The sequence below is a fragment of the Aurantimicrobium sp. INA4 genome, from assembly GCF_027924525.1.
In the GTDB taxonomy this organism is placed as follows: Bacteria; Actinomycetota; Actinomycetes; order Actinomycetales; family Microbacteriaceae; genus Aurantimicrobium.
The window spans coordinates 686,858-710,330 of the sequence record NZ_AP027040.1 but is presented as its reverse complement, the minus strand read 5'-3'; the positions used below and the strand labels follow the sequence as shown (position 1 = coordinate 710,330).

The window sequence follows — 23,473 nt, the reverse complement described above, 5'->3', positions numbered from 1 at the left end:
GCGAGCTAAAAGCTCGCCCTTCCTCTAAAGCTGTATGTGCTGGTGTTAGACAGTCACAATGTTGACGACCTTGCGGCCACCCTTGTTACCGAACTCAACTGCACCTGCTGCGAGGGCGAAGAGAGTGTCATCGCCGCCACGTCCGACGTTTACGCCGGGGTGGAAGTGAGTACCACGCTGGCGAACAATGATTTCGCCAGCAAGAACTTTCTGACCACCGAAGCGCTTCACGCCGAGGCGCTGTGCGTTGGAGTCACGACCGTTGCGAGTGGAGCTCGCACCCTTTTTATGTGCCATCTGAGTCTCTCCTAGGCCTTACTTGATGCCGGTGATCCGAACGCGAGTGAGCTCCTGACGGTGGCCCTGACGCTTCTTGTAACCGGTCTTGTTCTTGTACTTCTGAATGATGATCTTGGGACCGCGAAGGTCGTTGAGGACAGTAGCGGTTACCTTAACCTTGGCAAGTGAAGCCTGGTCTGCGGTGATCTTGTCGCCGTCTACGAGGAGAACTGCGGGCAGTTCGATGGTGCCGGACTTATCTGCCTGCACACGGTCCATTGTGACGATGGTGCCGACTTCAACCTTTTCCTGGCGACCGCCGGAGCGCACTACTGCGTAAACCACTTTGCTACCTAATTTCTTAAAGCTAATGAATTATTTCTGCGAAGGTTTCGGGCAAACTGACCACTATTCGCAGAAGACTGGGGCACAAAGTTCTGAAAGGAACTGGCACCAAGGTTCAAGAATAGCCATTTATGGCACGCGGGTCAAACCAACAAGGCCGCACATGCCAACAGAATTACTCCCCCACTGCCTCATTCTCATTGGCAGCGGAAGAAACATTCCCTGTGGTTGAAATTGTTGATGTGGAGACTCGACGTGAACGACCTCGTCCATGACCTGCAGCACTGGGTTCTGGCAAGGCATCAAGGACGTTTTCGAGGATGTTTTCAACCTTTTCAGCTGAAACTCGAGGCTTACGGCCGCGATCTGATTTCACAACGGGAATGTCGAGTATTTCGACTACCTCCGTTGCTGTTTCCTCGTCAACATGGTCTTCAGTGTTGTGGCCGAGAGTACTGGCAGCGATTTGAGCCAGTGCGTTCTTGGCACCCTCGGGAATGGGGTGTGCTAAAACAGCGGCAGCCACAGGCTTGTCGTTGTTACGACCCTTACTGCGCTTACGAGGCTCAGCCGCGTTAGATTCCCCGTTGTTTCCCGGACGCGTAACAGGTTCATGATGAACGATGACACCTCGACCAGCGCATACCTGGCAGGCTTCTGAGAATGTTTCAAGCAGACCTAAACCAAGTTTTTTACGGGTCATTTGTACGAGACCTAGTGAGGTCACTTCAGCAACCTGGTGCTTTGTGCGGTCTCGAGACAGGCATTCAATCAAACGACGATGGACAAGGTCTCGATTGGATTCAAGAACCATGTCAATAAAGTCGACAACAATAATTCCGCCGATATCGCGCAAGCGAAGTTGGCGAACAATTTCTTCAGCAGCCTCGAGGTTATTCTTCGTGACGGTTTCTTCCAGGTTTCCACCAGAACCAACAAACTTCCCGGTGTTAACATCGACCACTGTCATGGCTTCAGTTCGGTCAATGACCAATGAGCCACCTGAAGGAAGCCAAACCTTACGGTCGAGTGCCTTCTCAATTTGCTCAGTGATGCGATATTCATCGAAGGCATCACGATCGCCTTCATAGGCAGAAATACGCTCGAGAAGCTCTGGCGCTACTTGGTTGAGATAGCTCTCAATAGTGGCCTTAGCCATATCACCCTGAATAATCATTCGCTGGAAGTCTTCGTTGAAGACGTCACGCACAATTTTGATCAGAAGGTCTGATTCACTGTGCAGGATGGCTGGGGCGTTGTCGGTTTCTGCCTTACGAGAAATCTCTTCCCATTGTTGCGTTAATCGCTGAACGTCAACGGTGAGCTGTTCTTCGGTTGCACCTTCAGCTGCGGTACGAACGATGACACCAACGTTTTCAGGAAGAACCTCTTTGAGGATGCGCTTGAGGCGAGTGCGTTCTGTGTCAGGGAGTTTACGGCTGATGCCATTCATTGAACCGTTTGGTACGTAGACAAGGTATCGACCTGGGAGAGAAACCTGGGAAGTCAGACGGGCACCTTTTTGGCCAACAGGATCCTTCGTTACCTGAACAAGGACCTTATCTCCTGGCTTGAGTGCGTTCTCAATCTTGCGAGGTTGGTTACCGGTCTCTACCGAGTCCCAGTCAACTTCGCCTGAATATAAGACGGCGTTACGTCCACGGCCAATATCAACGAATGCAGCTTCCATAGACGGAAGAACATTCTGCACTTTACCGAGGTAGACATTGCCAATCAGGCTGGCCTCAGAGGCGCGAGCAACGTAGTGCTCAACAAGAACATTGTCTTCAAGCACGCCTATCTGTACGCGATCTTCGCGCTCGCGAACAATCATGGAGCGGTCGACTGCCTCACGGCGTGCAAGGAATTCACTCTCGGTGACTACCGTACGGCGACGCCCAGCATCACGGCCGTCACGGCGGCGCTGCTTCTTCGCCTCTAAACGTGTTGAACCCTTAATGCGTTGTGGTTCAGTAATGACCTCAGGTGCGCGAGGGGTGCGAATGCGAACAATCGTGTTAGCGGGGTCATCCTGTCCTACACGGTCTTCACCCTGACGTCGACGCGCACGTCGACGCAGTGTTGAACTTCCCTCTTCGGCATCGTTGTCCTGGTTTTGACCGAAAGCACCGCGCTCGTTGCGTCCTTGACGGTTGCGTCGATCCTCGAAACGCTCACGACCGTCACGGCTGGGAATACGGTTTTCTGAGCCTGGAAGATTCGGCGCAAAGAAGAAAATATCTGTGACGTCCTGAGCAACGAATGTAGGGTATTCGATTGGTGTCGGGGTTGCTACTTCCACCGCAGTCTCCATAATTGCTTCTGCAATCACGTCAGTGGCAATCTCAACTTCAGCTGCGTTGATTTGTGCCTGAGCGACAATTTCAGCCGCTGTATCTTCGGCCTGCTCAACTATCGATTCAGCAACCTCAACGGCTTCAGAAATGATGAGGTTTTCCGCTTCAACAGCTTCAGCGAGAACCTCAGAGACAACCTCTAGGGTCACATTCTCGTCGTTTTCGGTGTTATTCACCATCAGTGGTGTACTTCCCATTACCCCGGGCTGTCACCGCGCCAGCTGGAGCAACTATTCTCTTGTGACAGAAACTCAAAGCTTCTGTTCTATAAATCTTTTTAGTCTTCCCATAACTTCCGGCCCGTGTGGCTCTGGAACTATGGCGGGTGATCGCGGTGATCTCCCGTGCGCACAATCACATTGTGCAAAGTCTGTTTGTCACGTCGCGCGAGACCTCATGTCTTCGCACTATCTCAATTATGGCAGGTTTCCACACATACGTGTGGCTCTCAGCTGAATCCCGGGCGATTCTCGAGATAATGATGAGGTGAGTATTACTAGTGAACCGGGCACCCGTTTGAGAGGTTTGCCCATTTTTCTTATTGTTTCTGGGTTTGTTGGCCTTGTGGCCGCATTTGCCCTGACCTTAGAAAAAATTCATAAGCTCACCAACCCAGATGAAGCAGCCTCTTGTGACTTCAGTGTCATCGTGCAATGTGGCAAGAATCTAGGTTCATGGCAGGGGTCACTCTTTGGTTTCCCCAACCCCCTTATTGGTTTGATGGCCTGGTCTGTTGTCATCACTATTGGCGTAGGCATTCTTGCTGGTGCACGATATGCCAACTGGTTCTGGCGTGCGTTTGTCATTGGAACGGCAGGTGCTTTTGCATTCGTAATTTGGCTGTTCAGTCAATCAGTATTTGTCCTGGGTACTCTGTGCCCATGGTGCATGGTGACTTGGTTTGCCGTCATTCCCCTGTTTTGGGTTGCAACGTTCTGGACGATGAAAAACGGGATTTGGGGCGCTAAAGCAACCAGACTTGGGGAAACTCTCCTGAGCTGGGTAGTCATCATTACGCTTGCTTCGTACCTCATCGAAGCTGTTATTGCGCAGCTTGTACTGAATTGGGTCGGTACGCTGTAGTAATGCCTGCTGCGGAACCTGTAACTGTTTCCGACAAGCTCGATCCTCGCCACAAGGTCATTCTTGGTGTGCTGATGGTGTCGACCTTTGTCGTCTTCTTGAATGAGACGGCACTCGGTGTAGCTCTGCCCCAGATTATGGAGCAACTACAGATTCAACCAAGCACTGGGCAATGGCTCAATACTGCGTACATGTTGACCATGGCTGTGATCATTCCCACAACGGGTTTCTTGTTGCAGCGATTCAGTACCCGGAACATGTACATGGCGGCCATGTTGTTTTTCACCTCGGGAACTCTTGTAGCCGCGTTATCCCAAAGTTTCTTGCAGTTGTTGTGTGGACGTATCTTGCAGGCAAGTGGAACAGCCATCATGCTGCCATTGCTGATGACTACAGTCATGCAACTCGTTCCTGAACACCTTCGTGGACGTATCAATGGAAATATTTCTTTGGTTCTCTCTGCGGCACCTGCGTTAGGTCCTGCATTCTCTGGGATTGTGTTGAACTTCCTGGACTGGCGTTGGTTGTTCTGGATCATGCTCCCCATCGGTGTGACCACACTCGTCATTGGCTCTATTCGAATTACCAATTCTCAAGAAACACGCAAGATTCCTATTGACAGCATCTCCGTTGTCCTGAGTGCATTCGCTTTCTCCGGCTTGATTTATGGTTTGAGCTCTTTTGCGGACTCGGCCCGCGGAACAGCAATTGTTTCACCGTGGCTCCCCCTTGGCGCAGGTGCAGTTCTATTCGCACTATTCCTCATTCGCCAAACCAGATTGCAGAAGACCGATTCTGCTTTGCTTGATTTGCGAACTTTTCGTTCACGTTCATTTACCGAAGCCATGATGTTGATGGCAATTGGAATGCTCATTTTGTTTGGGGCAGGAATCCTCATCCCGATCTATATGCAAAATGTTCTCCGTGTCGAACCTCTCGTTACCGGGCTGATGATGTTACCCGGTGGCCTCATCATGGGCTTGTTGGGCCCAACGGTGGGACGCATCTATGACAAACATGGCCCCAGGAAGCTTCTCTTGCCCGGAGCAATTACAGTAAGTGTCGCTTTCTGGTCAATGGTGACATTCACTACCGCCACCACCGTGTGGATGGTCTTTATCAGCTACACCTTGCTCAGCATCGGCCTCGCATTCCTGTTCACACCACTGTTTGCGTTGTCGCTGAGCTCAGTACCGCCCAAGCTCTACAGCTATGCAAGCGCCACAATTGGCACACTTCAGCAATTAGCTGGAGCTGCCGGAACAGCCTTGTTTATCACTGTCATGACGATGATCTCAGTTAATCTTGCGCAAACAGGAAGTACTGAAGTTGAGGCTCTCAGTGCAGGAATCACCACCGCGTTCCTGATAGGCGCGATTTCTTCCCTGGGCCTCATTGCTGTTGCAGCAATTTTGAAGCGACCTGCTACCGCAGAGGAAATCGCCGAAGAACTCCAGCCTTAACGAGTTGTGCCCCCGCACAAGCGAGGGGCACAGTCGTATGAGTTCTAGCTAAACCAGAGAGCTAATTCACGTGCTGCTGATTCTGGAGAGTCTGAACCGTGAACGAGGTTTTGTTGAACTGCTAGGCCCCAGTCTCGACCGAGGTCTCCGCGAATGGTGCCCGGGGCAGCAGTCGTGGGATCAGTGGTACCTGCAAGAGAACGGAAACCTTCAATAACTCTGTTACCAGCCAGTCGAATAGCAACAACGGGACCAGACTCCATAAAGTTCACAAGTGGTTCATAGAAGGGCTTACCCACGTGCTCTTCATAATGTTTGCCGAGTAATTCACGGTCAGCTTGAACCAGCCGAATATCAACTAGTGCATAGCCCTTGGCTTCAATTCGTCGCAAAATTTCACCGGTTAATCCCCGAGCGACACCATCTGGCTTAATCAGGACGAGGGTTTCTTCAATTGCAGTCATGAGTTTCCTTTACTTTGAGAATCAAGTTTTGCACCTGTCGTCATGGCGAAGGTCCAGATACCGGCAAATACAGCACCAATCAAAAACAGCATCGTGACGAGAAATCCGGAAGCGACAAATATCACTTGAACAATCCAGCCGAGGATAAATGCCCACTTAAACCTCATCATGAGGGCAATCGTGAGAACCATGAGCAGACACAATGCTGCACCCCCACCGAGTGCTAGTGCTGGCGGTAGAGCACCTAAACCAAAAATGGTCAAAGCTGCCAATGCCACAACAATCAATTCAAAACCAAGAACAACTTGTCCCAGTGAGGTCTGTGCAGACCTTCTGCGTGGAGGGGTGCTCATAATGTCCATCCTTGTGTTTCTGCAGCTAAACCAATTGTTAATCCAACGAGAGTTATGGAACCGGTTACGACTACTGCGCCCTTTTCCGAATTCGCGGCATACCCTCTAGCCATAGCTAAAGCAACGACAGGATCTTCCTCGATTACTACTTTGTCATCCCCGGTAATATCTGCAACGAGGAAACCGAGGTCACGAGCCGAACGTGTTCGGTCAGAAGGAGCGGTTGTCACGATGAATCGTGTTGCAACAGGGGCAAGCGCCTGAACAATTCCCTGTACGTCTTTATCTTCAAAAATGGCCAGCACAATGGTCAGGTCATCGAAAGTGAAATAACTTCCCAGTGCTGAAGCTAGAGAGAGCGAACCATGAGGATTGTGTGCTGCATCAACTAACACGGTCGGATCTGCGGCGACAAGTTGGAGACGCCCTGGCGAGGAGACTGTGGCAAATGCTTCATCGAGTACTTCTTGTTCTAGTTGTTGAGAAGCGCCACCCAAGAAAGCCTCGACTGCAGCGATAGCCAAAGCGGCATTATCAGCCTGATGATCTCCATACAACGCAAGGAAGATATCTTCATATCGACCAGCTGCACCTTGAATCGTGACAAGTTGTCCACCGACAGCCACAGCGCGAGAAACCACAGCAATAGGGTTTCCCACTTCCGGCTCAGTCGTTGTCGAGACAAATGTGAGCGTTGATTCAGTGAGATCAGCGGCTTCTTCTAGGACTGCACGAACTTCAGGAACTTGAGCAGCAGAGACCACCATTGATGCCGGCTTGATAATTCCAGACTTTGTGCGGGCGATAGTCTCAACATCTTTACCAAGACGTTCCATGTGATCTAGAGCAATCGGGGTGAATACAGCAACTACTCCATCAGCAACATTGGTTGAATCCCATTCACCTCCCAAGCCTGCTTCCACAATGGCCACATCAACTGGGGCATCTGCAAAAGTGCCATATGCGAGGATCGTCATCACTTCAAAGAAAGTGAGACGAGGTTCGCCCTTCGCTTCCAATTCGGCGTCAACAAGTTCGACATAGGGCTTCACATCAAGCCAGTTCGTCACCAAGACATCGTCACGAACAGGAACTCCGTTAAGCAAAATGCGTTCGTTGAACGAAACGAGGTGGGGTGAGGTGAAGACTCCCGTGGAGAGGCCGTAGGCGCGAAGTATTGCTTCAATCAGGCGTGCTGTGGTTGTCTTCCCGTTTGTTCCTGCGATGTGAATGATGGGATAGGCGCGGTGCACGTCACCGAGGAGTTCAACCACACGCCTGGTTGGCTCCAGCCTGGGTTGAGGCATTCCTTCACCCAGACGTGCTTGCAGCTCGGTATAAACAAGCGCAGCAGCACGGGCATACTCATCCATCTCGGCCGGATCCAAACCGTCATAGTCATCATCAGATGAGAAGTCACCATTGGCAAAGCCACCGGGCGTCAGGTCATCTCTAGACATTGAGTACTCGATTCACGCGCGAAACAGCCACTACAAAGCTACCCTCATTCGCGTATTGCCCGGCAGGGAACACCGCAAAATGTTCGGGACTGTGAGATAGCAAACCAGGTAACCACTCAGCTGGAGATACTGTTTCAAACTGAGCAAGTTCGCTATGGAATGCAGGATCATGAACACCAAACTCGGTGGCTAAAGTATCAGATGCAATGTTTGCATCTGTCTTCATTTTGAGTGCCTGAGCATCGGCCTCAGCAAAGCAGAACACGTCCAGATGGATTCTGTCCGAAACATCAAATCCCGCAGCCTTGCGAGTGTCCTGTACTGCACGAATCACATCACGGGCCAAGCCTTCTGCTTCAAGCTCAAATGTGGTGACAGTATCGAGTAAGACAAAACCACCCCCAGGTAACAACGCGAGGGCTCGTGCTCCATTAGTGCCGTCCCCGGATTCTAAGGTGAGCTCATATTCACCTTCCACAAGCTCAACTCCCCCCGCAGCGACAACACCGTTGTTCTCTGACCAGTCTCCAGCTTTAGCAGCCTGGATGATCTGTTGAACCTGCTTGCCCAAACGAGGGCCAGCAGCGCGTGCATTGACGGTGAGTTTCGAGGTGATGCCGTATTCAGCTGCAGAACCGTCCGTGAACTGAACCAGAGTGACCTGTTTTACGTTGAGCTCATCGCGCAGAATGTCACTGAACGACGCCAAAGAATCAGACAAATCTGACACAACAGTGAGATCTGCAAGGGGCAGTCGCACGCGCAGTCCGACCTTCTTACGCAAGGCCAAAGAAGAAGATGTGATCTCTCGAACAGCATCCATTGAGGCAACGAGAGAAGGATCTGCAGGGAACGTGTCGGCATCTGGCCAGTCCTCGAGGTGAACAGAACGACCACCGGTGAGACCTTGCCAGATGTTCTCAGTTACGAGAGGAAGCAAAGGTGCTGCTACACGACAGAGGGTTTCAAGAACGGTGTATAGCGTGTCGAAGGCTTCGTGCGCTTCGGCACCACCGGTCCAGAAACGATCACGAGAGCGGCGAACATACCAATTGGTCAAGACATCTGCGAAGTTTCGAAGTGCTTCAGCCGCGTTGGTGGAATCCAGCGCATCGAGGTGACCTTGCACTTCAAGGATGAGATCACGTGTCTTTGCAAGAAGATACTTATCAAGAACGTTCGTGCTGTCGGTGCGCCACGAGGCTTCATAGTTGTCCGCGTTGGCATACAAGCTGAAGAAGTAATAACTATTCCACAGAGGCAGCAGCAACTGGCGGACACCCTCGCGAATTCCTTCCTCGGTAACGATGAGATTACCTCCGCGCAGAACAGGAGAGCTCATCAAGAACCAGCGCATGGCATCTGAGCCATCGCGGTCAAATACCTCAGAAACGTCAGGATAGTTCCTCAGAGACTTAGACATTTTTTGGCCATCGCTACCGAGCACAATTCCGTGTGAGACCACGTTCTTGAAGGCCGGGCGATCAAAGAGTGCAGTTGCCAAAATGTGAAGGGTGTAGAACCAACCACGGGTTTGACCGATGTACTCCACGATGAAATCTGCAGGGTTGTGGCTGTCAAACCATTCCTGGTTTTCAAACGGGTAGTGCACCTGAGCAAATGGCATCGAACCAGAGTCAAACCACACGTCAAGGACGTCTTCAATACGACGCATGGTGGATTGCCCGGTTGGGTCATCGGGGTTAGGCCTGGTTAGCTCATCAATGAATGGTCGGTGTAAATCAGTGGGACGAACACCGAAGTCAGCTTCGATTTCATCGAGCGATCCGTACACGTCAATGCGCGGGTAGTCGGGGTTGTCTGACTTCCACACAGGAATGGGAGATCCCCAATAGCGGTTGCGTGAGATAGACCAGTCGCGAGCGTTAGCAATCCACTTTCCAAATTGTCCGTCTTTGACGTTCTCAGGAACCCAGTTGATGTCTTGGTTGAGTTCTTCCATGCGATCGCGGAATGAGGTGACTGAGACAAACCAGGAAGATACAGCACGATAAATCAACGGCTGACGGCACCGCCAACAGTGTGGGTAGCTGTGCTCATAAGAGGCCACACGCAACAGTCGGCCTTGTTCGCGCAGCAGTGTTGTCAACGGCTTGTTTGCTTCGAATACCTGCATGCCTGCGACTTCTGTGAAACGAGAGAGAAACTTTCCTCCATCATCTACGGAAACGCGGACACCAATGCCAGCAGACTCACAGACCTTTTGGTCTTCTTCACCATACGCAGGTGCTTGGTGAACAACGCCGGTGCCGTCTGCAGTGGTGACGTAGTCAGCAACAAGGATTTGCCACGCGTTGGTCAGGTATTCCTCATCGTCTGCGTAGTAATCCCAGAGTCGGTCATAGGTCACACCATCAAGATCCTGGCCCACGATATGAGACTTCACTGCTTCTTTTGCTGAAGCCGCATCCTCATAACCCAAATCCTTGGCATAGTTGCCTAACAGATCCTCTGCAATCAAATAGTCCGCTTCGCAACAAGCCACTCCATCCGCTGCTCCATTAGGCCCAGCAGGAACAATCGCGTAACGAATGGTGGGCCCAACAGCCAGTGCCGCATTTGTTGGCAGAGTCCAGGGTGTGGTCGTCCATGCCAGGGCACGAACTCCAGCGAGACCCAATGCAGTTGCTTTGTCCCCGGTCAGGGGGAACGTCACAGTTACCGACTGGTCCTGACGCATCTTGTAGACGTCATCGTCCATACGCAACTCGTGGTTTGACAGCGGAGTCTCATCGTTCCAGCAATATGGAAGAACCCGGAAACCTTCATAGGCCAGGCCCTTGTCATACAGACGCTTGAACGCCCAAATTACGGACTCCATGAAGGAGATATCGAGCGTTTTGTAGTCGTTTTCAAAATCGACCCAGCGAGCCTGGCGTGTAACGTATTGTTCCCATTCGCCGGTGTAGCGAAGAACAGAGGAGCGGGCTTCTGCGTTGAACGCAGCAATACCCATCTCTTCAATTTCTTCCTTCTTAGTAATTCCCAACTGGCGCATTGCTTCCAGCTCGGCAGGAAGACCGTGTGTGTCCCATCCAAAGCGACGATCAACCTTTTTACCGCGCATGGTTTGGTAGCGAGGGAACAGGTCTTTGGCGTAGCCGGTGAGAAGGTGTCCGTAGTGAGGAAGACCATTGGCGAAAGGCGGACCGTCATAGAAGACCCATTCGTCTCCATGAGCACGCTGTTCTATTGATGCCTGGAACGTGTTGTCTTTCTCCCAAAAAGCAAGAATCTGCTCTTCGATGGCGGGGAACGATGGCGAAGGAACGATCTCAGTCTGTTGACCGAATGTATTACGGCGGGGATACGTCACTTAGGGCTCCAGTTGTTGAGTAAAACACTGTGCCAGGACGAAATTTCTTCCGCGGTACCACCTGAGCTTGTGAGAAAAATCTCACCTCTTGTTCTTGAGCAATAACGGGCTCGTCCCGTTCGGTTCTACTTAGTCCTAAGACTGTTCTTCCGAAAACTCCCCGGTGATAGCCGGATCGATGTCGTTAGAGTCCATTCTATTGCCTTTAGTAAGCTATAAACATCACCATTTGAGGCATCAAGTGAGCAAACATCCTGTTTTCTTGCGTTGACGCGATGCCGCCCATAGAGAGCGAGAAATACCTATGACTATGACGCCCGCGAATGTTCCTGACAAGCCGGCTCTGGAAGGTCTCGAAAGTCTCTGGGACAAGAAATGGGAAGAGTCGGGTCTCTACCGCTTCCGCAAAGACGGTCAAACCCGAGCCAGTGTCTATTCCATTGACACACCTCCCCCCACAGCATCGGGATCACTGCACATCGGACACGTTTTCAGTTACACCCACACCGATGTCATCGCCCGTTTCCAACGCATGCGCGGCAAAGAAGTTTTCTATCCAGCCGGGTGGGATGACAATGGCCTGCCCACGGAACGTCGCGTTCAGAACTACTACGGAGTGCGCTGCGACCCTACCCTCCCCTATGTTGAGAACTTTGTTCCACCATTCGAGGGTGGAGATAACAAGAGCTCTAAAGCAGCGGATCAGCTTCCCATTAGTCGTAAGAACTTCATTGAGCTCTGTGAAAAGCTCACTGTTGAGGATGAGAAGCAGTTCGAGGACGTTTGGCGTCAACTCGGGCTTTCTGTGGACTGGACCCAGACCTATCGCACCATCTCTGATGAAACCATCACCACAAGCCAGTTAGCTTTCATCAATAACCACGCACGTGGTGAGGCCTACCAGGCGATGGCACCGACTCTGTGGGATGTGACTTTCCGCACTGCAGTGGCACAGGCGGAACTCGAAGATAAAGAAATGCCCGGCGCATATCACCGCCTCACTTTCCACAAGCCTGATGGCGGTCACATTGAGATCATGACCAGCCGCCCAGAATTATTACCCGCTTGTGTTGCTCTGGTAGCTCACCCTGATGACGAACGTTACAAGCCCTACTTTGGCAAAACAGTGAAGACCCCTGTCTTCGGTGTTGAAGTACCTGTACTCGCCCACCACCTTGCTCAGCCAGACAAGGGCACCGGTATCGCCATGATCTGTACCTTTGGTGACGTCACCGACGTGATCTGGTGGCGTGAGCTCAACTTGCCAACGCGTGCTGTAATCGGCTTCGATGGTCGTTTCGTATCTGAAGCACCAGAAGGCCTTGAATCTCCTCAAGCACAAGCTGCTTACGCTGAGCTTGCTGGCAAGACTGCTTTCAGCGCGAAGACTGCCATGGTCGAGATGCTCAAGGAGTCCAGTGAAATGCTGGGCGAACCTGAGCCCATCATGCACCCGGTCAAATTCTTCGAAAAGGGTGACAAGCCTCTTGAAATCGTCTCCACTCGCCAGTGGTACTTGGTTAACGGCGCTAAAGATGACCAACTCAAGAAGAAGCTCATCGAGCTTGGTCAGGAAATGTCCTGGCATCCCGACTTTATGCGTGTCCGTTATGAGAACTGGGTCAATGGTCTCAACGGTGACTGGCTCATTTCTCGCCAGCGATTCTTCGGTGTTCCCATTCCTGTATGGTATCCACTCGATGGAGACGGCAACCCCGTCTTTGACGAGCCCATTATTGCTTCCAGAGAACAACTCCCTGTTGATCCTTCCAGCGATGTTCCTGCCGGATACACCGAAGCTCAGCGTGGTATCCCGGGCGGATTCCAGGGTGAAGTTGACGTCATGGACACCTGGGCAACTTCGAGCCTGACTCCTCAACTAGCTGGTGGTTGGGAACGTGATGAGGACCTGTGGAACCTGGTCTTCCCCTTCGACCTACGCCCCCAGGGCCAAGACATTATTCGCACCTGGCTGTTCTCCACTATGCTGCGTTCTGCCCTTCAAAACGGTGGCAAGCCATGGACAAATGCTGCCATTTCTGGCTTCATCGTGGACCCAGACCGTAAGAAGATGTCCAAGTCCAAGGGCAACGTGGTCACTCCTGCAGACATGTTGGATCAGCACGGCTCTGATGCTGTTCGTTACTGGGCAGCGAGCAGTCGCCTAGGTACCGATGCTGCGTTTGACCCGCAAAACCCCACACAGATCAAGATTGGTCGCCGCTTAGCCATCAAGCTCTTGAACGCTTCCAAGTTCATCTTGGGTTTCAATGCTCCTGCAGACACAGTGGTTACCAACCCTCTGGATTTGAGCATGCTCGAAACTCTTCACAATGTAGTTCGAGAAGCAACTGAAGCGTTGGAAAACTATGACCATGCCAAGGCATTAGAAGTGACAGAGCATTTCTTCTGGACGTTCACAGATGACTACCTTGAGTTAGTCAAAGAACGTGCCTATAACCACGAGCACCCAGAGCAAGCTTCCGCAGCTGCTGCGCTCAACCAAGCATTGACTGTCTTCCTGCGCCTTCTTGCACCTGTTCTGCCATTTGCCGCAGAAGAAGCATGGTCATGGTTCAATGATGACAGTATTCACCGTTCGGCTTGGCCGGTTCCAGGTGAAGAGGTTATTGGTAACCCCGAGGTACTCAAGGCTGCATCCGAGGCTCTTATTGGTATTCGTCGTGCGAAAACTGAAGCCTCGGCAAGCCAAAAGACTGAGGTTCTCACCGCGACCATAGCTGCACCTGAAGCAACTATCTCATTACTCAAAGCAGCACAAGGCGACTTGATGGCTACCGGTCGAATTGCACAACTCACCTTCGAAGAAGCATCCGAGCTTGGTGTAAGCCAGATTGAACTAGCCCCAGCACCGGAAACCACGCAGGAAAAGTGATGCAGCTTGGAACAAGATGGAAAGCTCATACTGCACCACCACAAACTCTAGACAAGTCTGTAAGGGAAGCAGTCGCCGAGGTCGAGCGCGAACTCACAGCGCTGAAACAAGACACCAGTGAGTGGTATTGGACGTTGACCTATCTAGAAAACCGCCCGGTGGTTCAGCTCGATGATGGAACTACGATACGTCAGAGTTCAACAGGTCAGATTTTTATCGAGAACGTGGAGTAATTTGTAAGTATGGCTCAAGAAACCGCAACAGCTCCCCGTGACTGGACAGTCACCCTCATTTTGTCAATCTTCGTCGGCACCCTGGGTATCGACCGCATGTTCATTGGGAAATGGGGAACCGGAATCCTCAAACTCATTACTGGTGGTGGTTTGGGTATCTGGTGGATTGTTGACATCATCATCATCGCCACTGGCAAGATGCGCGATAAATGGGGACGTGCACTCGTTCGATAACGTTCGATTACTCTCAACTCAGTGAACCCCCTTCTCAACAGAAGGGGGTTCACTAGTTATATGTGGGCTTTAGCTGCCAATGTCTGATTGCTGTTTTGCAATCTCAGCGTGGACTTCTGTCATATCTAGGGCTTTGACTTGCTCGACAAGATCTTCCAAGGCCGCCGGCGGTAAGGCACCGGGTTGGGAGAACAGAAGAATACTGTCCCGGAAAATCATAAGAGTAGGAATTGACCGAATTCCGGCCGCGGCTGCCAGCGACTGCTCTGCTTCGGTGTCTACTTTGCCGAAGACTATCTCTGGATTCTTCTCAGAGACTGCTTCAAAAGTTGGTGCAAACATCTTGCAAGGGCCACACCACTCAGCCCAAAAATCGACAACGACTATGTCGTTGCCCATGATGGTGGAATCGAATGTGTCAGTGGTGAGATTAACAGTTGCCATGGTCTAACAATATGGGGTCAGAACTTTGAATTCGTAGTGAAATTTCGCAACGGAACCCAAACAAATAGATTATGAATTCGTTGTAAAAACTCCATTTCTACACTCGTTTCGCACCTCAATGAGGACTAGGCTGGGGAAATGCTCAGGGGGCAACCCCTTGACATTAAATAAATGGCCTCAACGAAGAGAGAAGTTATGCCAGAATCCTTTGTCCCCGGTAGCGGCTCGAGGGTCGCACTGAAACGTAACCTAGGAATGTGGGCCATTGTGGCTCTCGGTCTGGGTTACATGACCCCAACTGTTGTCTTTGACACCTTCGGCATGGTCGCCGAAACCACAAACAACGTTGTGCCACTGGCATACCTGGTTGCTTTGATCGTGATGATCTTCACCGCAATTAGCTACGGCAAGATGTCAGCAGAGTTCCCTTCCGCGGGTTCTGCATACACCTACGCAAAGAACTCCATTCACCCCAACGTTGGTTTCATGGTCGGTTGGACCTCCATGCTGGACTACATGCTGTTGCCATTGGTCAACATCATCATCGTCCGCAGTTACATGGAATCCTTCTTCCCTGAAGTTGACGGCGCTGTCTGGGTTATCCTCTTCACTGTTCTTGCGACAGGAATTATCTACGTCACCATGCGTGGAACTTCGAACGTCAACACGATTCTGCTCATCATTGCAATCGCTGCAATGCTTGCCTTCGTTGTGATGGTTATTGTCCAGCTTCTCGGAGGTGCCGGGGAAGGAACGCTCATCACCCCGACACCATTCGTCCACGAAGGCGTTGACTTCTCCCTCGTTCTTCTTGGTGCAACTATCGTCTGCTTCAGCTTCATTGGTTTCGATGCCGTCACCATGTACGTTGAAGAAGCTCGTACCCCCAAGGTTGTTCCTCGTGCGATCATGCTCACCGTTCTCATCGGTGGCGGTATCTTCATCGTGACCGCGTACTTCACTCAGGCACTCTTCCCTGACTGGAACGTATTCGCTCCCGGTGGAGACCGTCAGTACGTTGATGACTCAACACTTCCCATCATTGGTGAGCTCGTCGGTGGTCAAACCATGAAGATCATCCTGACTGCAGCTGGCTTCGCCGCAACTATTGCGTCACTGCTTGCATCACAGGCTTCTGTGGCTCGTATGCTGCTGGTTATGGGACGTAACAACGTTCTCCCCAACAAGCTCTTCGGTTACGTCAACCCCAAGACACAGACACCAACCTTCAACGTAGTTCTTGCAGGTATCGTCTGCTTGACCGGTGTTGTTCTGACCTTGGCTGACATTGTTCACTTCATCAACTTCGGTGCGTTGATTGCTTTTAGCTTCGTCAACATCTCCGTCTTTGCATGGTTTGCAATTCGTCAGGGCCGCCGTAAGACCGGCTCCGACATTTTCAAGTTCATTGTCATGCCATTGCTTGGACTTGCTATGACTATCATCCTGTGGGTCAACCTCTCCCCCGAGGCACTCACTGGTGGTCTCATCTGGGCCGGTGTTGGTCTGGTTTGGCTGCTCATTTTGACTCGCGGATTCCGCAAGCAGGTTGCTGGCTTCGATGAAGCACAGCCTGTTACCGGCTTCAACAAAGTAGTCAAGTAACACTGAACAATGTTGAGGCCCCGTCACCTAGTAGTGACGGGGCCTCAACAGTTAAGTGAGAGGATTACGCCTTCTTAAGTTCCTCAGCAACCAAGAATGCAAGCTCAAGTGATTGCATGTGGTTGAGTCGAGGGTCACAGAGAGACTCATAACGGCTCTCCAGGTCCTTCTCATCAATCTGTTCAGAACCACCCAAACATTCAGTGACGTCGTCACCTGTGAGCTCTACGTGCACTCCACCGGGGAATGTGCCAACCTGGCGGTGTGCTTCAAAGAAGCCGCGAACTTCGTCCATGACATCGTCGAAGCGACGGGTCTTGTAACCATTGGGGGTAGTGATGCCGTTTCCGTGCATGGGATCGGTAATCCAGAGAGGATTAGCATCCATGCCCTTGATGGCTTCTAGAAGTGGAGGCAACGCCTCACGAATCTTTCCAGCGCCCATGCGGGTGATGAAGGTCAAACGTCCTGGCTCACGCTCAGGATCCAGCTTGTCGATAAGTTTCTTCATCGTGTCAACGTCTGTGGTTGGGCCGAGCTTCACACCAATGGGGTTACGCACTCGGGAGAGGAAGTCCACGTGAGCACCATCAAGTTCACGTGTGCGCTCACCGATCCACAGGAAGTGTGCACTGGTGTTGTACGGGGTGCCGGTGCGTGAATCAATACGAGTCATAGGGCGCTCGTATTCCATCAAGAGTGCTTCGTGAGAAACGAAGAACTCTGTGGTCTTGAGAGCATCAAAATCAGCGCCACATGCAGCCATAAATTTGATTGCGCGATCAATTTCGTTGGCCATCGCTTCGTATTCAACATTGGCTGGGTTTTTGGCGAAACCTTGGTTCCATCGGTGTACTTCGCGAAGGTCTGCAAAACCACCTGTGGTGAAAGCCCGTATGAGGTTCAACGTTGCCACAGATGTGTTGTAGGCCTTGAGCAGACGATCTGGGTTTGCTGTGCGTGATTCGGGGGTGAAATCGTAACCGTTGACAATATCACCACGGTAGGCGGGCAGAGTAACCTCACCACGAGTTTCGGTGTCGCTCGAGCGAGGCTTGGCGAACTGTCCTGCCATACGGCCCATTTTGATTACAGGCATCTCTGCTGCGTAGGTGAGCACAACGGCCATCTGAAGAACGGTCTTAATGCGGTTACGGATCTTGTCAGCTGTTGCACCGGCAAAGGTCTCTGCGCAATCTCCACCCTGAAGCAGGAATGCCTGACCTTGAGCAGCCTTAGCAAGGCGTTCACGAAGAGTGTCGACTTCACCGGCAAAAACTAACGGCGGAAGAGCAGCTAACTGTGCGCTCGTTGCTTTCACTGCTGCAGCATCTGGCCATTCAGGCTGCTGTTTGATGGGAAGTGTGCGCCAATAGTCCAAACCCTCGATGACGGTTTTGTCAGCGACGATATTGGGCTCAGTTTGGCTAGCCACGAAGGAACTCCCCTGTATATGGATGCGTGATAGGTATCACAGCTGTGAATGCTTGTCTCAATTGGCTTTATCAAACCAAGTCTTAAGCTTATCTTGCGCTGACGGGGCGTTTTTCACGCACAGACGAGGCATAGACATCGTCATACTCTTGGCCTGACAAGCCAGCGAGCTCATAGATGATTTCATCTGTCACAGCACGAAGTATGAAACGGTCGCCCTCCATGCCCTGGAAACGAGAAAAGTCCAGCGGTTTACCAATAATGATTCCGGGGCGACGCAGTTTGGGCCACTTAGAACCAATCGGCATTATTTTCTCAGTGTCAATCATGGCAACAGGAATAACGGGAACACCTGATTCCAGGACCATTCGGGCAATGCCGGTGCGACCGCGGTAAAGTTTGGCGTCAGGAGAACGAGTGCCTTCGGGATAAATTCCTAATACTCGGCCCTCTGCTAACACACGCAAACCTGTGTTCAAACTAGCTTCAGAAGCTTTTCCGCCTGAGCGGTCTATGGGCAACATTCCTGTGCCCTTCATGAACCACTTCGTAGCCCATCCCTTAATGCCCTTAGTGGTGAAGTATTCGCTTTTTGCTAAGAAGACCATTTCTCGATCGATGGAGATGGGAAGGAAAACCGAATCGACAAACGAGAGGTGATTGCTGGCTAAAATCACTCCGCCCTCAGCGGGAATGTTGTCAGCACCGGTTACCCACGGACGAAAGATGCCCTTGAGCAACGGTCCGGCGATGACGTTTTTCATCAGCCAATAAAACATGCTTTTAGCTTACCTCTAGAGTTTTTCTGCGTGGCGGCGGGCAAGGTCTGCCGCACCAACGACACCGGCATCATTGACCATTTCAGCAATACGAAATTCAGGCTCAGGGTGGTAACCGCGAGCAGATACGTTACTCAAAAAAGACTCACGGATGGGTTCCAGAAGGTGTTCACCAGCTGCGGCAACACCGCCACCAATGACAAAAACCTGTGGATCAAGAACTGCAGAAAGGCTTGCACAGGCCACACCCATCCAGCCACCGAGGGTACTCACCGCGCGCCAAGCAGCTGGATCACCGTCCTCGAGAAGTTTTTTCCCCTCTAAAGCTTCCAGCTGAGGGTTTTGCGTTTCTTCGCGCATGTAGCGCAACAGAGCGCGGCCCGAAGCATATGCTTCAATGCAACCTCTCTGGCCACATCCACACTCCAGACCATCGGGTTGTACACGAAGGTGCCCCAGTTCTGCTCCTGCACCAAAACCACCAGTAAACAAGTCGCCATTGGCGATGATTGCTCCACCGACACCAGTACCAATGGTGAGCATGGTCATGTGGGTGAAAGATTTCCCTGCTCCAAATCTGTACTCTGCCCACCCGGCCGCATTCGCATCGTTTTCAATCACGATCGGCAAATCAATCTTCGCTTCGAGCTTGTCCTTGAGGGGTTCATTACGCCACGCGATATTTGGGGCGTAGTAGACAGTGGATTGAGCGGCGTCAATGAATCCTGCTGCTGCAACCCCGGCAGCAATGACGGGATTACCTTCAGAGAGCTCTGAGATGAGCGAAACTATGGCCAATTCCATATCTTCCGCGCTGTGGGCGGGTGAAGGAACTTGAGTTTTGGTGATGATCTCCCCTAACTCGTTTACCAAGGCTCCAGCAATTTTTGTTCCCCCAATATCGATACCAATGGAATACATACCTGTGAGTCTCCTGAAAGTCTGGGGAGGGAATGGAGGGACTACTAAAGTGTAGTTAACACCGAAGGAGATGCCATGGAAAAGAGTGTTATTCAGTTCGACACGCCCGCTCTAGTTGCAGCGGATCCCCAAGCAAATACCACGCAGGTTTTGCTCGATAGAGTGCGTGAAACTCCCAATAATGCTCTTTTTTCGCTCCCTGTAGACGGGGGTTGGAAAGACGTCACCTCGACAGAGTTTCTTGAACAAGTCATTGCACTTGCTAAAGGCTTCATAGCCAGTGGTATCAAGCCAGGTGATCGTGTTGGTTTGATGTGCAAAACCCGCTATGAGTGGACCCTCGTTGACTTTGCTATGTGGTTTGCCGGTGCAGCGCTGGTACCCATCTATGAAACAAGCGCTCCAAGCCAAATTCAATGGATTTTGGAAGACTCTGAAGCTGTTGCTTTGATTGTTGAAACTCCAGACCACCTCAAACGTTTTGAAGAAATCCGCTCAGACGCTCCATTCGTTCACTCTGTGTGGCAGATCGATGCTGGCGATTTGGAAGCTCTCGTAATCGCGGGATCCGGCATTTCCGACGAGGAAGTTGAAGAACGTCGCTCTTCCCTTCATGGAAGTGATCTAGCGACTTTGATTTACACCTCGGGTTCGACTGGCAAGCCCAAAGGCTGCGTGCTAACTCACTCCAACTTCTTGGAGCTTTCACGCAATGCGCAGGCTGCCGTCCCCGAGGTGGTTAACCCTCAGTCCTCCACGTTGCTTTTCATCACAACGGCACACATCTTCGCACGCTTTATTTCGATTCTGGCTGTGCAAGGTGGTGTAAAAGTGGGCCACCAAGGCGACACAACCCAATTATTGCCAGCCATGCAATCTTTCAAGCCCAGCTTCCTCCTAGCTGTGCCTCGCGTGTTTGAGAAGGTCTACAACTCTGCAGAGCAGAAAGCTGAAGCAGGGGGCAAGGGAAATATCTTCCGTGCCGCTGCAAAAACTGCAATCGAATATTCCAAAGCTGAAATGGACGGATACATTCCGTTTGGTCTCAAGCTGAAGTTTGCTGTGATGGACAAACTTGTTCTCTCCAAACTGCGTGCTGCACTCGGTGGAAACTGCACCTACGCAATTAGCGGTTCAGCCCCATTAGGTGATCGCCTAGCTCACTTCTTCCATGCCTTGGGCTTAGTCGTTCTTGAGGGCTACGGCCTCACTGAGACAACTGCTCCGATCTCCATCAACCTTCCTTCCAAATTCAAAATTGGAACTGTAGGACCCGCACTACCAGGATGTTCTGTCCGGTTGAGCGACGAAGGTGAGATTGAAGCCGCAGGAATTAACGTCTTCAAGGAATATTGGAAGAATCCAGAAGCTACCAAAGAAACCTTTGACAATGGCTGGTTCAAAACCGGTGACATCGGTGAGATTGATGCTGATGGCTACATCACCATTACTGGTCGCAAGAAAGAAATTATTGTGACCGCAGGTGGAAAGAACGTTGCTCCCGCATTCCTTGAGGACCCCATTCGCGCAAACCCTGTGATTAGCCAAGTTGTGGCTGTGGGAGACGCAAAGCCGTTTATCTCTGCACTCGTAACATTGGACCCCGAAATGTTGCCTATGTGGCTCACCAACAACAAGCTCGATCCCACGATGAGTATTGCTGAAGCGGCCAAGAACCCTGCGGTGATTGCAGAAGTTCAAACTGCCATAGATCGCGCCAATGCTCGCGTCTCTCGTGCTGAATCTATACGTAAGTTCACAATCTTGCCGACACAGTTCACCGAGGAGTCAGGTCACCTAACTCCGAAGATGAGCATCAAGCGCAATGTGATTGTGAAAGATTATGCGAACGAGATTGAGGCGATGTATGAGGGTGTCTCAGGAGCGGTCGATTAAAACCAATCGCTTTCGCGCACTTGGCGCATAGCTTCTTTGCGTGTCTGTTGATCTAACCGGTCGAGATACACCAGACCATCTAGGTGGTCACACTCGTGCTGAAGTGCCTGTGCCATCAGGCCTTCCCCCTCAAGCACAAGAGTGTTGCCGTCGAGGTCGGTCCCTTCAACTTTGGCAAAAGGATACCTGGGTGTCTTGAACCATAGGTTCGGAATGCTCAGGCACCCTTCTTCAACCAGCTCAAGATCTCCGCGTGTTTCAACGATACGAGGGTTGAGGATGTAGCCAACATCTCCGTGAACGTTGTAACTAAACGCACGAAGACCCACTCCAATCTGAGTGGCGGCAACACCTGCACGTCCAGGAATCTTGACGGTGTCTACGAGGTCATCTACGAGAGCACGGATCTTGTCGTCAATAACGACGATCTCCTCGGTAGGTGTCTTGAGAACGGGGTCGCCAAAGATGCGAATAGAACGTTCAGTCATCTGAGCTCTTGAGACTTAGAGGCCGTCAACAACCAGAGAAGCAAGCTGGCGAGCTGCTTCTTGAGTCTCTGGCTTGAGCTTCTTGAAGTCAATGTAGGAACCAGCAGCAAGCATTGCATCATAGGGAACACGAACTGTCTCACGAACACGAGACTTAAAGTGGTCTTCAATTTCGCGCAGCTTAATCAAGTTCGTTCCTTGAGTAGCGGTGTTGATTGCCACGATAGAGTTCTTCACCAGTTCGCCGTAGCCATTTGATTCGAGCCAGGTCAGTGTTTCAGAAGCAAGGCGTGCTTCATCGAATGAGCCACCGGAGACAATAACCAAACCATCAGCGCGCTGCAGGGTTGCAGACATGACAGAGTGAATAATTCCGGTACCACAGTCAGTCAATGCAACCGAGTAATAGCGGCTCGCGAGATCTGCCACGATGTTGTAGTCGTTAGCCCCAAAAGCTTCGGATAAAAAGGGATCGGTATCCGAAGCCAGAACATCCAGTCGAGTCTTGTCACGGTTGACGTACTCAGAAAAATCATTGAAGGTCAAAATCTTGGCCGCGTTAGAGACCAAGTCTCGAACTGTTTTTTCCGTGGTTTTGTTGAAACGTTCAGCCAAAGTTCCACGGTCAGGGTTGGCATCAATGGCTAGAACACGGTCCTCGCGCACCAAGGCCATTGCCATACCAAGAAGGGTTGTCGTGGTTGTCTTACCCACGCCGCCCTTACGAGTGAGAACTGGAACAAACTTTGTTCCACCCGTGAGGGGGCGACCAATGCTGGTATCTAGTGCTTTGCGATGACGAGTCTGAGGTGAGTCACCTAGGTTCACAGCGTGGAACGTGACGTTGTACACGAACTTGTTCCATCCCTCAGTGGGCTTGTCACGCTTCTTCTTTGCATCAAGAACGCGCTCAGGAGTGAGCATCGCTACAGGCTCAGGTTTACCCGAAGGTTCTCCTGATAGGCGATCGCGACGTGTAGGGAGGGACCCGGTGTCAACAAGCTCTGCATCTACCTGAATGAGCTCTTCTTCCTCCTCGCGAGTAGCGGAAGGGGATGCAATCGTAGGAATCTCAGTTCCTCCGCTGAAGGCATTTCGTAATGACTCTTCAAGGTTTTCAGATCCACGCGAAACAAGGTTTACAGGAACTGCTGGGAGGCTAATGTTTGATACCTCAGGGGCCTGTTCGATAATGCGTTCAGTGGCGTCAGAAACCTCTGAAATGCGCTCTGCAGATTCAACCGGAACAGATGCTTGAGCAGCTGGCTTCTTCGTTGAAGACTTCTTTGATGAAGTCTTCTTTGCAGGTGATTTAGGGTTATCTGTGCTCACGAATTAATCCTTTAGTTTCGAGTAACTTCGTAAGTCTACCGAAACAACTTCGGCCCCGAATAGTTTCGGA

General features: G+C 51.4%; 20 protein-coding genes. 7 read left to right on the top strand and 13 right to left on the bottom strand.

Annotation, left to right across the window (positions count from 1 at the left end; all coding sequences use genetic code 11):
* Positions 1 to 45: 45 nt before the first annotated feature.
* From rpmA to AINA4_RS03540, 3 genes are all read right to left on the bottom strand, one after another.
* The gene (gene rpmA / locus AINA4_RS03550; RefSeq protein WP_096381303.1) at positions 46 to 297 is read right to left on the bottom strand and encodes a 50S ribosomal protein L27; all 252 of its coding nucleotides are present in this window, start codon (positions 295 to 297) and stop codon (positions 46 to 48) included.
* An 18-nt stretch (positions 298 to 315) separates the two neighbouring features.
* Positions 316 to 624 carry a 50S ribosomal protein L21 gene (gene rplU / locus AINA4_RS03545; protein WP_281787554.1) on the bottom strand — a complete coding sequence of 103 codons (309 nt, stop codon included), beginning with the start codon at positions 622 to 624 and terminating at the stop codon, positions 316 to 318.
* 175 nt (positions 625 to 799) lie between these two features.
* On the bottom strand, positions 800 to 3,178 hold the full coding sequence (locus AINA4_RS03540; protein ID WP_281787553.1) for an Rne/Rng family ribonuclease: 2,379 nt from the start codon (positions 3,176 to 3,178) through the stop codon (positions 800 to 802).
* 289 nt (positions 3,179 to 3,467) lie between these two features.
* Between AINA4_RS03540 and AINA4_RS03535 the strand changes: the two genes are divergently transcribed.
* A complete protein-coding gene (locus tag AINA4_RS03535) occupies positions 3,468 to 4,064 on the top strand; it encodes a vitamin K epoxide reductase family protein (protein WP_281787552.1) in 597 nt (198 codons plus the stop codon).
* A gap of 2 nt (positions 4,065 to 4,066) precedes the next feature.
* Positions 4,067 to 5,527 carry a DHA2 family efflux MFS transporter permease subunit gene (locus AINA4_RS03530; RefSeq protein ID WP_281787551.1) on the top strand — a complete coding sequence of 487 codons (1,461 nt, stop codon included), beginning with the start codon at positions 4,067 to 4,069 and terminating at the stop codon, positions 5,525 to 5,527.
* Between the two features lie 44 nt (positions 5,528 to 5,571).
* Here AINA4_RS03530 and ndk read toward each other — a convergent pair whose 3' ends face one another.
* Genes ndk through ileS form a run of 4 tightly spaced genes read right to left on the bottom strand, consistent with a single transcriptional unit; the run spans position 5,572 to position 11,141 of the window.
* On the bottom strand, positions 5,572 to 5,991 hold the full coding sequence (gene ndk, locus AINA4_RS03525) for a nucleoside-diphosphate kinase (protein WP_281787550.1): 420 nt from the start codon (positions 5,989 to 5,991) through the stop codon (positions 5,572 to 5,574).
* A complete protein-coding gene (locus AINA4_RS03520) occupies positions 5,988 to 6,344 on the bottom strand; it encodes a DUF4233 domain-containing protein (protein WP_281787549.1) in 357 nt (118 codons plus the stop codon). The genes ndk and AINA4_RS03520 overlap by 4 nt, the downstream gene beginning before the upstream one ends.
* Positions 6,341 to 7,804: a Mur ligase family protein gene (locus tag AINA4_RS03515; protein WP_281787548.1), complete on the bottom strand. Its 1,464-nt coding sequence runs from the start codon at positions 7,802 to 7,804 to the stop codon at positions 6,341 to 6,343. The genes AINA4_RS03520 and AINA4_RS03515 overlap by 4 nt, the downstream gene beginning before the upstream one ends.
* Positions 7,797 to 11,141 carry an isoleucine--tRNA ligase gene (gene ileS / locus AINA4_RS03510; RefSeq protein ID WP_281787547.1) on the bottom strand — a complete coding sequence of 1,115 codons (3,345 nt, stop codon included), beginning with the start codon at positions 11,139 to 11,141 and terminating at the stop codon, positions 7,797 to 7,799. The genes AINA4_RS03515 and ileS overlap by 8 nt, the downstream gene beginning before the upstream one ends.
* Before the next feature lie 310 nt (positions 11,142 to 11,451).
* Here ileS and valS point away from each other — a divergent pair, with 310 nt between their 5' ends.
* From valS to AINA4_RS03495, 3 genes are read left to right on the top strand one after another with little or no spacing between them, the layout of a single operon-like run.
* Entirely contained in the window at positions 11,452 to 14,037 is a 2,586-nt protein-coding gene (valS, locus tag AINA4_RS03505; RefSeq protein WP_281787635.1) for a valine--tRNA ligase, read from the top strand.
* A complete protein-coding gene (locus tag AINA4_RS03500; protein WP_281787546.1) occupies positions 14,037 to 14,270 on the top strand; it encodes a hypothetical protein in 234 nt (77 codons plus the stop codon). Before valS ends, AINA4_RS03500 begins: the two co-directional genes overlap by 1 nt.
* A gap of 9 nt (positions 14,271 to 14,279) precedes the next feature.
* Entirely contained in the window at positions 14,280 to 14,504 is a 225-nt protein-coding gene (locus AINA4_RS03495; RefSeq protein ID WP_281787545.1) for a TM2 domain-containing protein, read from the top strand.
* 69 nt (positions 14,505 to 14,573) lie between these two features.
* Here the strand turns inward: AINA4_RS03495 and trxA are convergent, their stop codons facing one another.
* Complete coding sequence (gene trxA / locus AINA4_RS03490; protein WP_281787544.1) at positions 14,574 to 14,948, bottom strand: thioredoxin; 375 nt, start codon at positions 14,946 to 14,948, stop codon at positions 14,574 to 14,576.
* 255 nt (positions 14,949 to 15,203) lie between these two features.
* Here trxA and AINA4_RS03485 point away from each other — a divergent pair, with 255 nt between their 5' ends.
* Positions 15,204 to 16,553: an APC family permease gene (locus AINA4_RS03485; RefSeq protein WP_281787634.1), complete on the top strand. Its 1,350-nt coding sequence runs from the start codon at positions 15,204 to 15,206 to the stop codon at positions 16,551 to 16,553.
* A gap of 64 nt (positions 16,554 to 16,617) precedes the next feature.
* Here AINA4_RS03485 and AINA4_RS03480 read toward each other — a convergent pair whose 3' ends face one another.
* The 3 genes from AINA4_RS03480 to AINA4_RS03470 all read right to left on the bottom strand — a co-directional run bounded on the left by AINA4_RS03480 (position 16,618) and on the right by AINA4_RS03470 (position 19,687).
* The gene (locus tag AINA4_RS03480; RefSeq protein ID WP_281787543.1) at positions 16,618 to 17,988 is read right to left on the bottom strand and encodes a 3-deoxy-7-phosphoheptulonate synthase class II; all 1,371 of its coding nucleotides are present in this window, start codon (positions 17,986 to 17,988) and stop codon (positions 16,618 to 16,620) included.
* Positions 17,989 to 18,076: 88 nt separating this feature from the next.
* Positions 18,077 to 18,766 carry a lysophospholipid acyltransferase family protein gene (locus AINA4_RS03475; RefSeq protein ID WP_096381331.1) on the bottom strand — a complete coding sequence of 230 codons (690 nt, stop codon included), beginning with the start codon at positions 18,764 to 18,766 and terminating at the stop codon, positions 18,077 to 18,079.
* A gap of 15 nt (positions 18,767 to 18,781) precedes the next feature.
* Positions 18,782 to 19,687: an ROK family glucokinase gene (locus AINA4_RS03470; RefSeq protein WP_281787542.1), complete on the bottom strand. Its 906-nt coding sequence runs from the start codon at positions 19,685 to 19,687 to the stop codon at positions 18,782 to 18,784.
* Positions 19,688 to 19,762: 75 nt separating this feature from the next.
* On the opposite strand from AINA4_RS03470, the gene AINA4_RS03465 reads away from it, so the two are divergent.
* Entirely contained in the window at positions 19,763 to 21,583 is a 1,821-nt protein-coding gene (locus tag AINA4_RS03465; RefSeq protein ID WP_281787541.1) for a long-chain fatty acid--CoA ligase, read from the top strand.
* Here AINA4_RS03465 and def read toward each other — a convergent pair.
* Both def and AINA4_RS03455 read right to left on the bottom strand, forming a co-directional pair.
* The gene (gene def / locus AINA4_RS03460; protein WP_281787540.1) at positions 21,580 to 22,071 is read right to left on the bottom strand and encodes a peptide deformylase; all 492 of its coding nucleotides are present in this window, start codon (positions 22,069 to 22,071) and stop codon (positions 21,580 to 21,582) included. The genes AINA4_RS03465 and def overlap by 4 nt on opposite strands.
* A gap of 15 nt (positions 22,072 to 22,086) precedes the next feature.
* Positions 22,087 to 23,403, bottom strand: coding sequence for an AAA family ATPase (locus tag AINA4_RS03455; RefSeq protein ID WP_281787539.1), 1,317 nt, complete (start codon positions 23,401 to 23,403; stop codon positions 22,087 to 22,089).
* Positions 23,404 to 23,473: the final 70 nt, after the last annotated feature.

What these genes read in the sequence shown, in the direction of transcription:
- rpmA (WP_096381303.1), bottom strand. Translation starts at nt 297, where the DNA reads ATGGCACATAAAAAGGGTGCGAGCTCCACTCGCAACGGTCGTGACTCC.
- AINA4_RS03540 (WP_281787553.1), bottom strand. Translation starts at nt 3,178, where the DNA reads ATGGGAAGTACACCACTGATGGTGAATAACACCGAAAACGACGAGAAT.
- AINA4_RS03530 (WP_281787551.1), top strand. Translation starts at nt 4,067, where the DNA reads ATGCCTGCTGCGGAACCTGTAACTGTTTCCGACAAGCTCGATCCTCGC.
- ndk (WP_281787550.1), bottom strand. Translation starts at nt 5,991, where the DNA reads ATGACTGCAATTGAAGAAACCCTCGTCCTGATTAAGCCAGATGGTGTC.
- AINA4_RS03520 (WP_281787549.1), bottom strand. Translation starts at nt 6,344, where the DNA reads ATGAGCACCCCTCCACGCAGAAGGTCTGCACAGACCTCACTGGGACAA.
- AINA4_RS03515 (WP_281787548.1), bottom strand. Translation starts at nt 7,804, where the DNA reads ATGTCTAGAGATGACCTGACGCCCGGTGGCTTTGCCAATGGTGACTTC.
- valS (WP_281787635.1), top strand. Translation starts at nt 11,452, where the DNA reads ATGACGCCCGCGAATGTTCCTGACAAGCCGGCTCTGGAAGGTCTCGAA.
- AINA4_RS03500 (WP_281787546.1), top strand. Translation starts at nt 14,037, where the DNA reads ATGCAGCTTGGAACAAGATGGAAAGCTCATACTGCACCACCACAAACT.
- AINA4_RS03495 (WP_281787545.1), top strand. Translation starts at nt 14,280, where the DNA reads ATGGCTCAAGAAACCGCAACAGCTCCCCGTGACTGGACAGTCACCCTC.
- trxA (WP_281787544.1), bottom strand. Translation starts at nt 14,948, where the DNA reads ATGGCAACTGTTAATCTCACCACTGACACATTCGATTCCACCATCATG.
- AINA4_RS03485 (WP_281787634.1), top strand. Translation starts at nt 15,204, where the DNA reads ATGTGGGCCATTGTGGCTCTCGGTCTGGGTTACATGACCCCAACTGTT.
- AINA4_RS03475 (WP_096381331.1), bottom strand. Translation starts at nt 18,766, where the DNA reads ATGTTTTATTGGCTGATGAAAAACGTCATCGCCGGACCGTTGCTCAAG.
- AINA4_RS03470 (WP_281787542.1), bottom strand. Translation starts at nt 19,687, where the DNA reads ATGTATTCCATTGGTATCGATATTGGGGGAACAAAAATTGCTGGAGCC.
- AINA4_RS03465 (WP_281787541.1), top strand. Translation starts at nt 19,763, where the DNA reads ATGGAAAAGAGTGTTATTCAGTTCGACACGCCCGCTCTAGTTGCAGCG.
- def (WP_281787540.1), bottom strand. Translation starts at nt 22,071, where the DNA reads ATGACTGAACGTTCTATTCGCATCTTTGGCGACCCCGTTCTCAAGACA.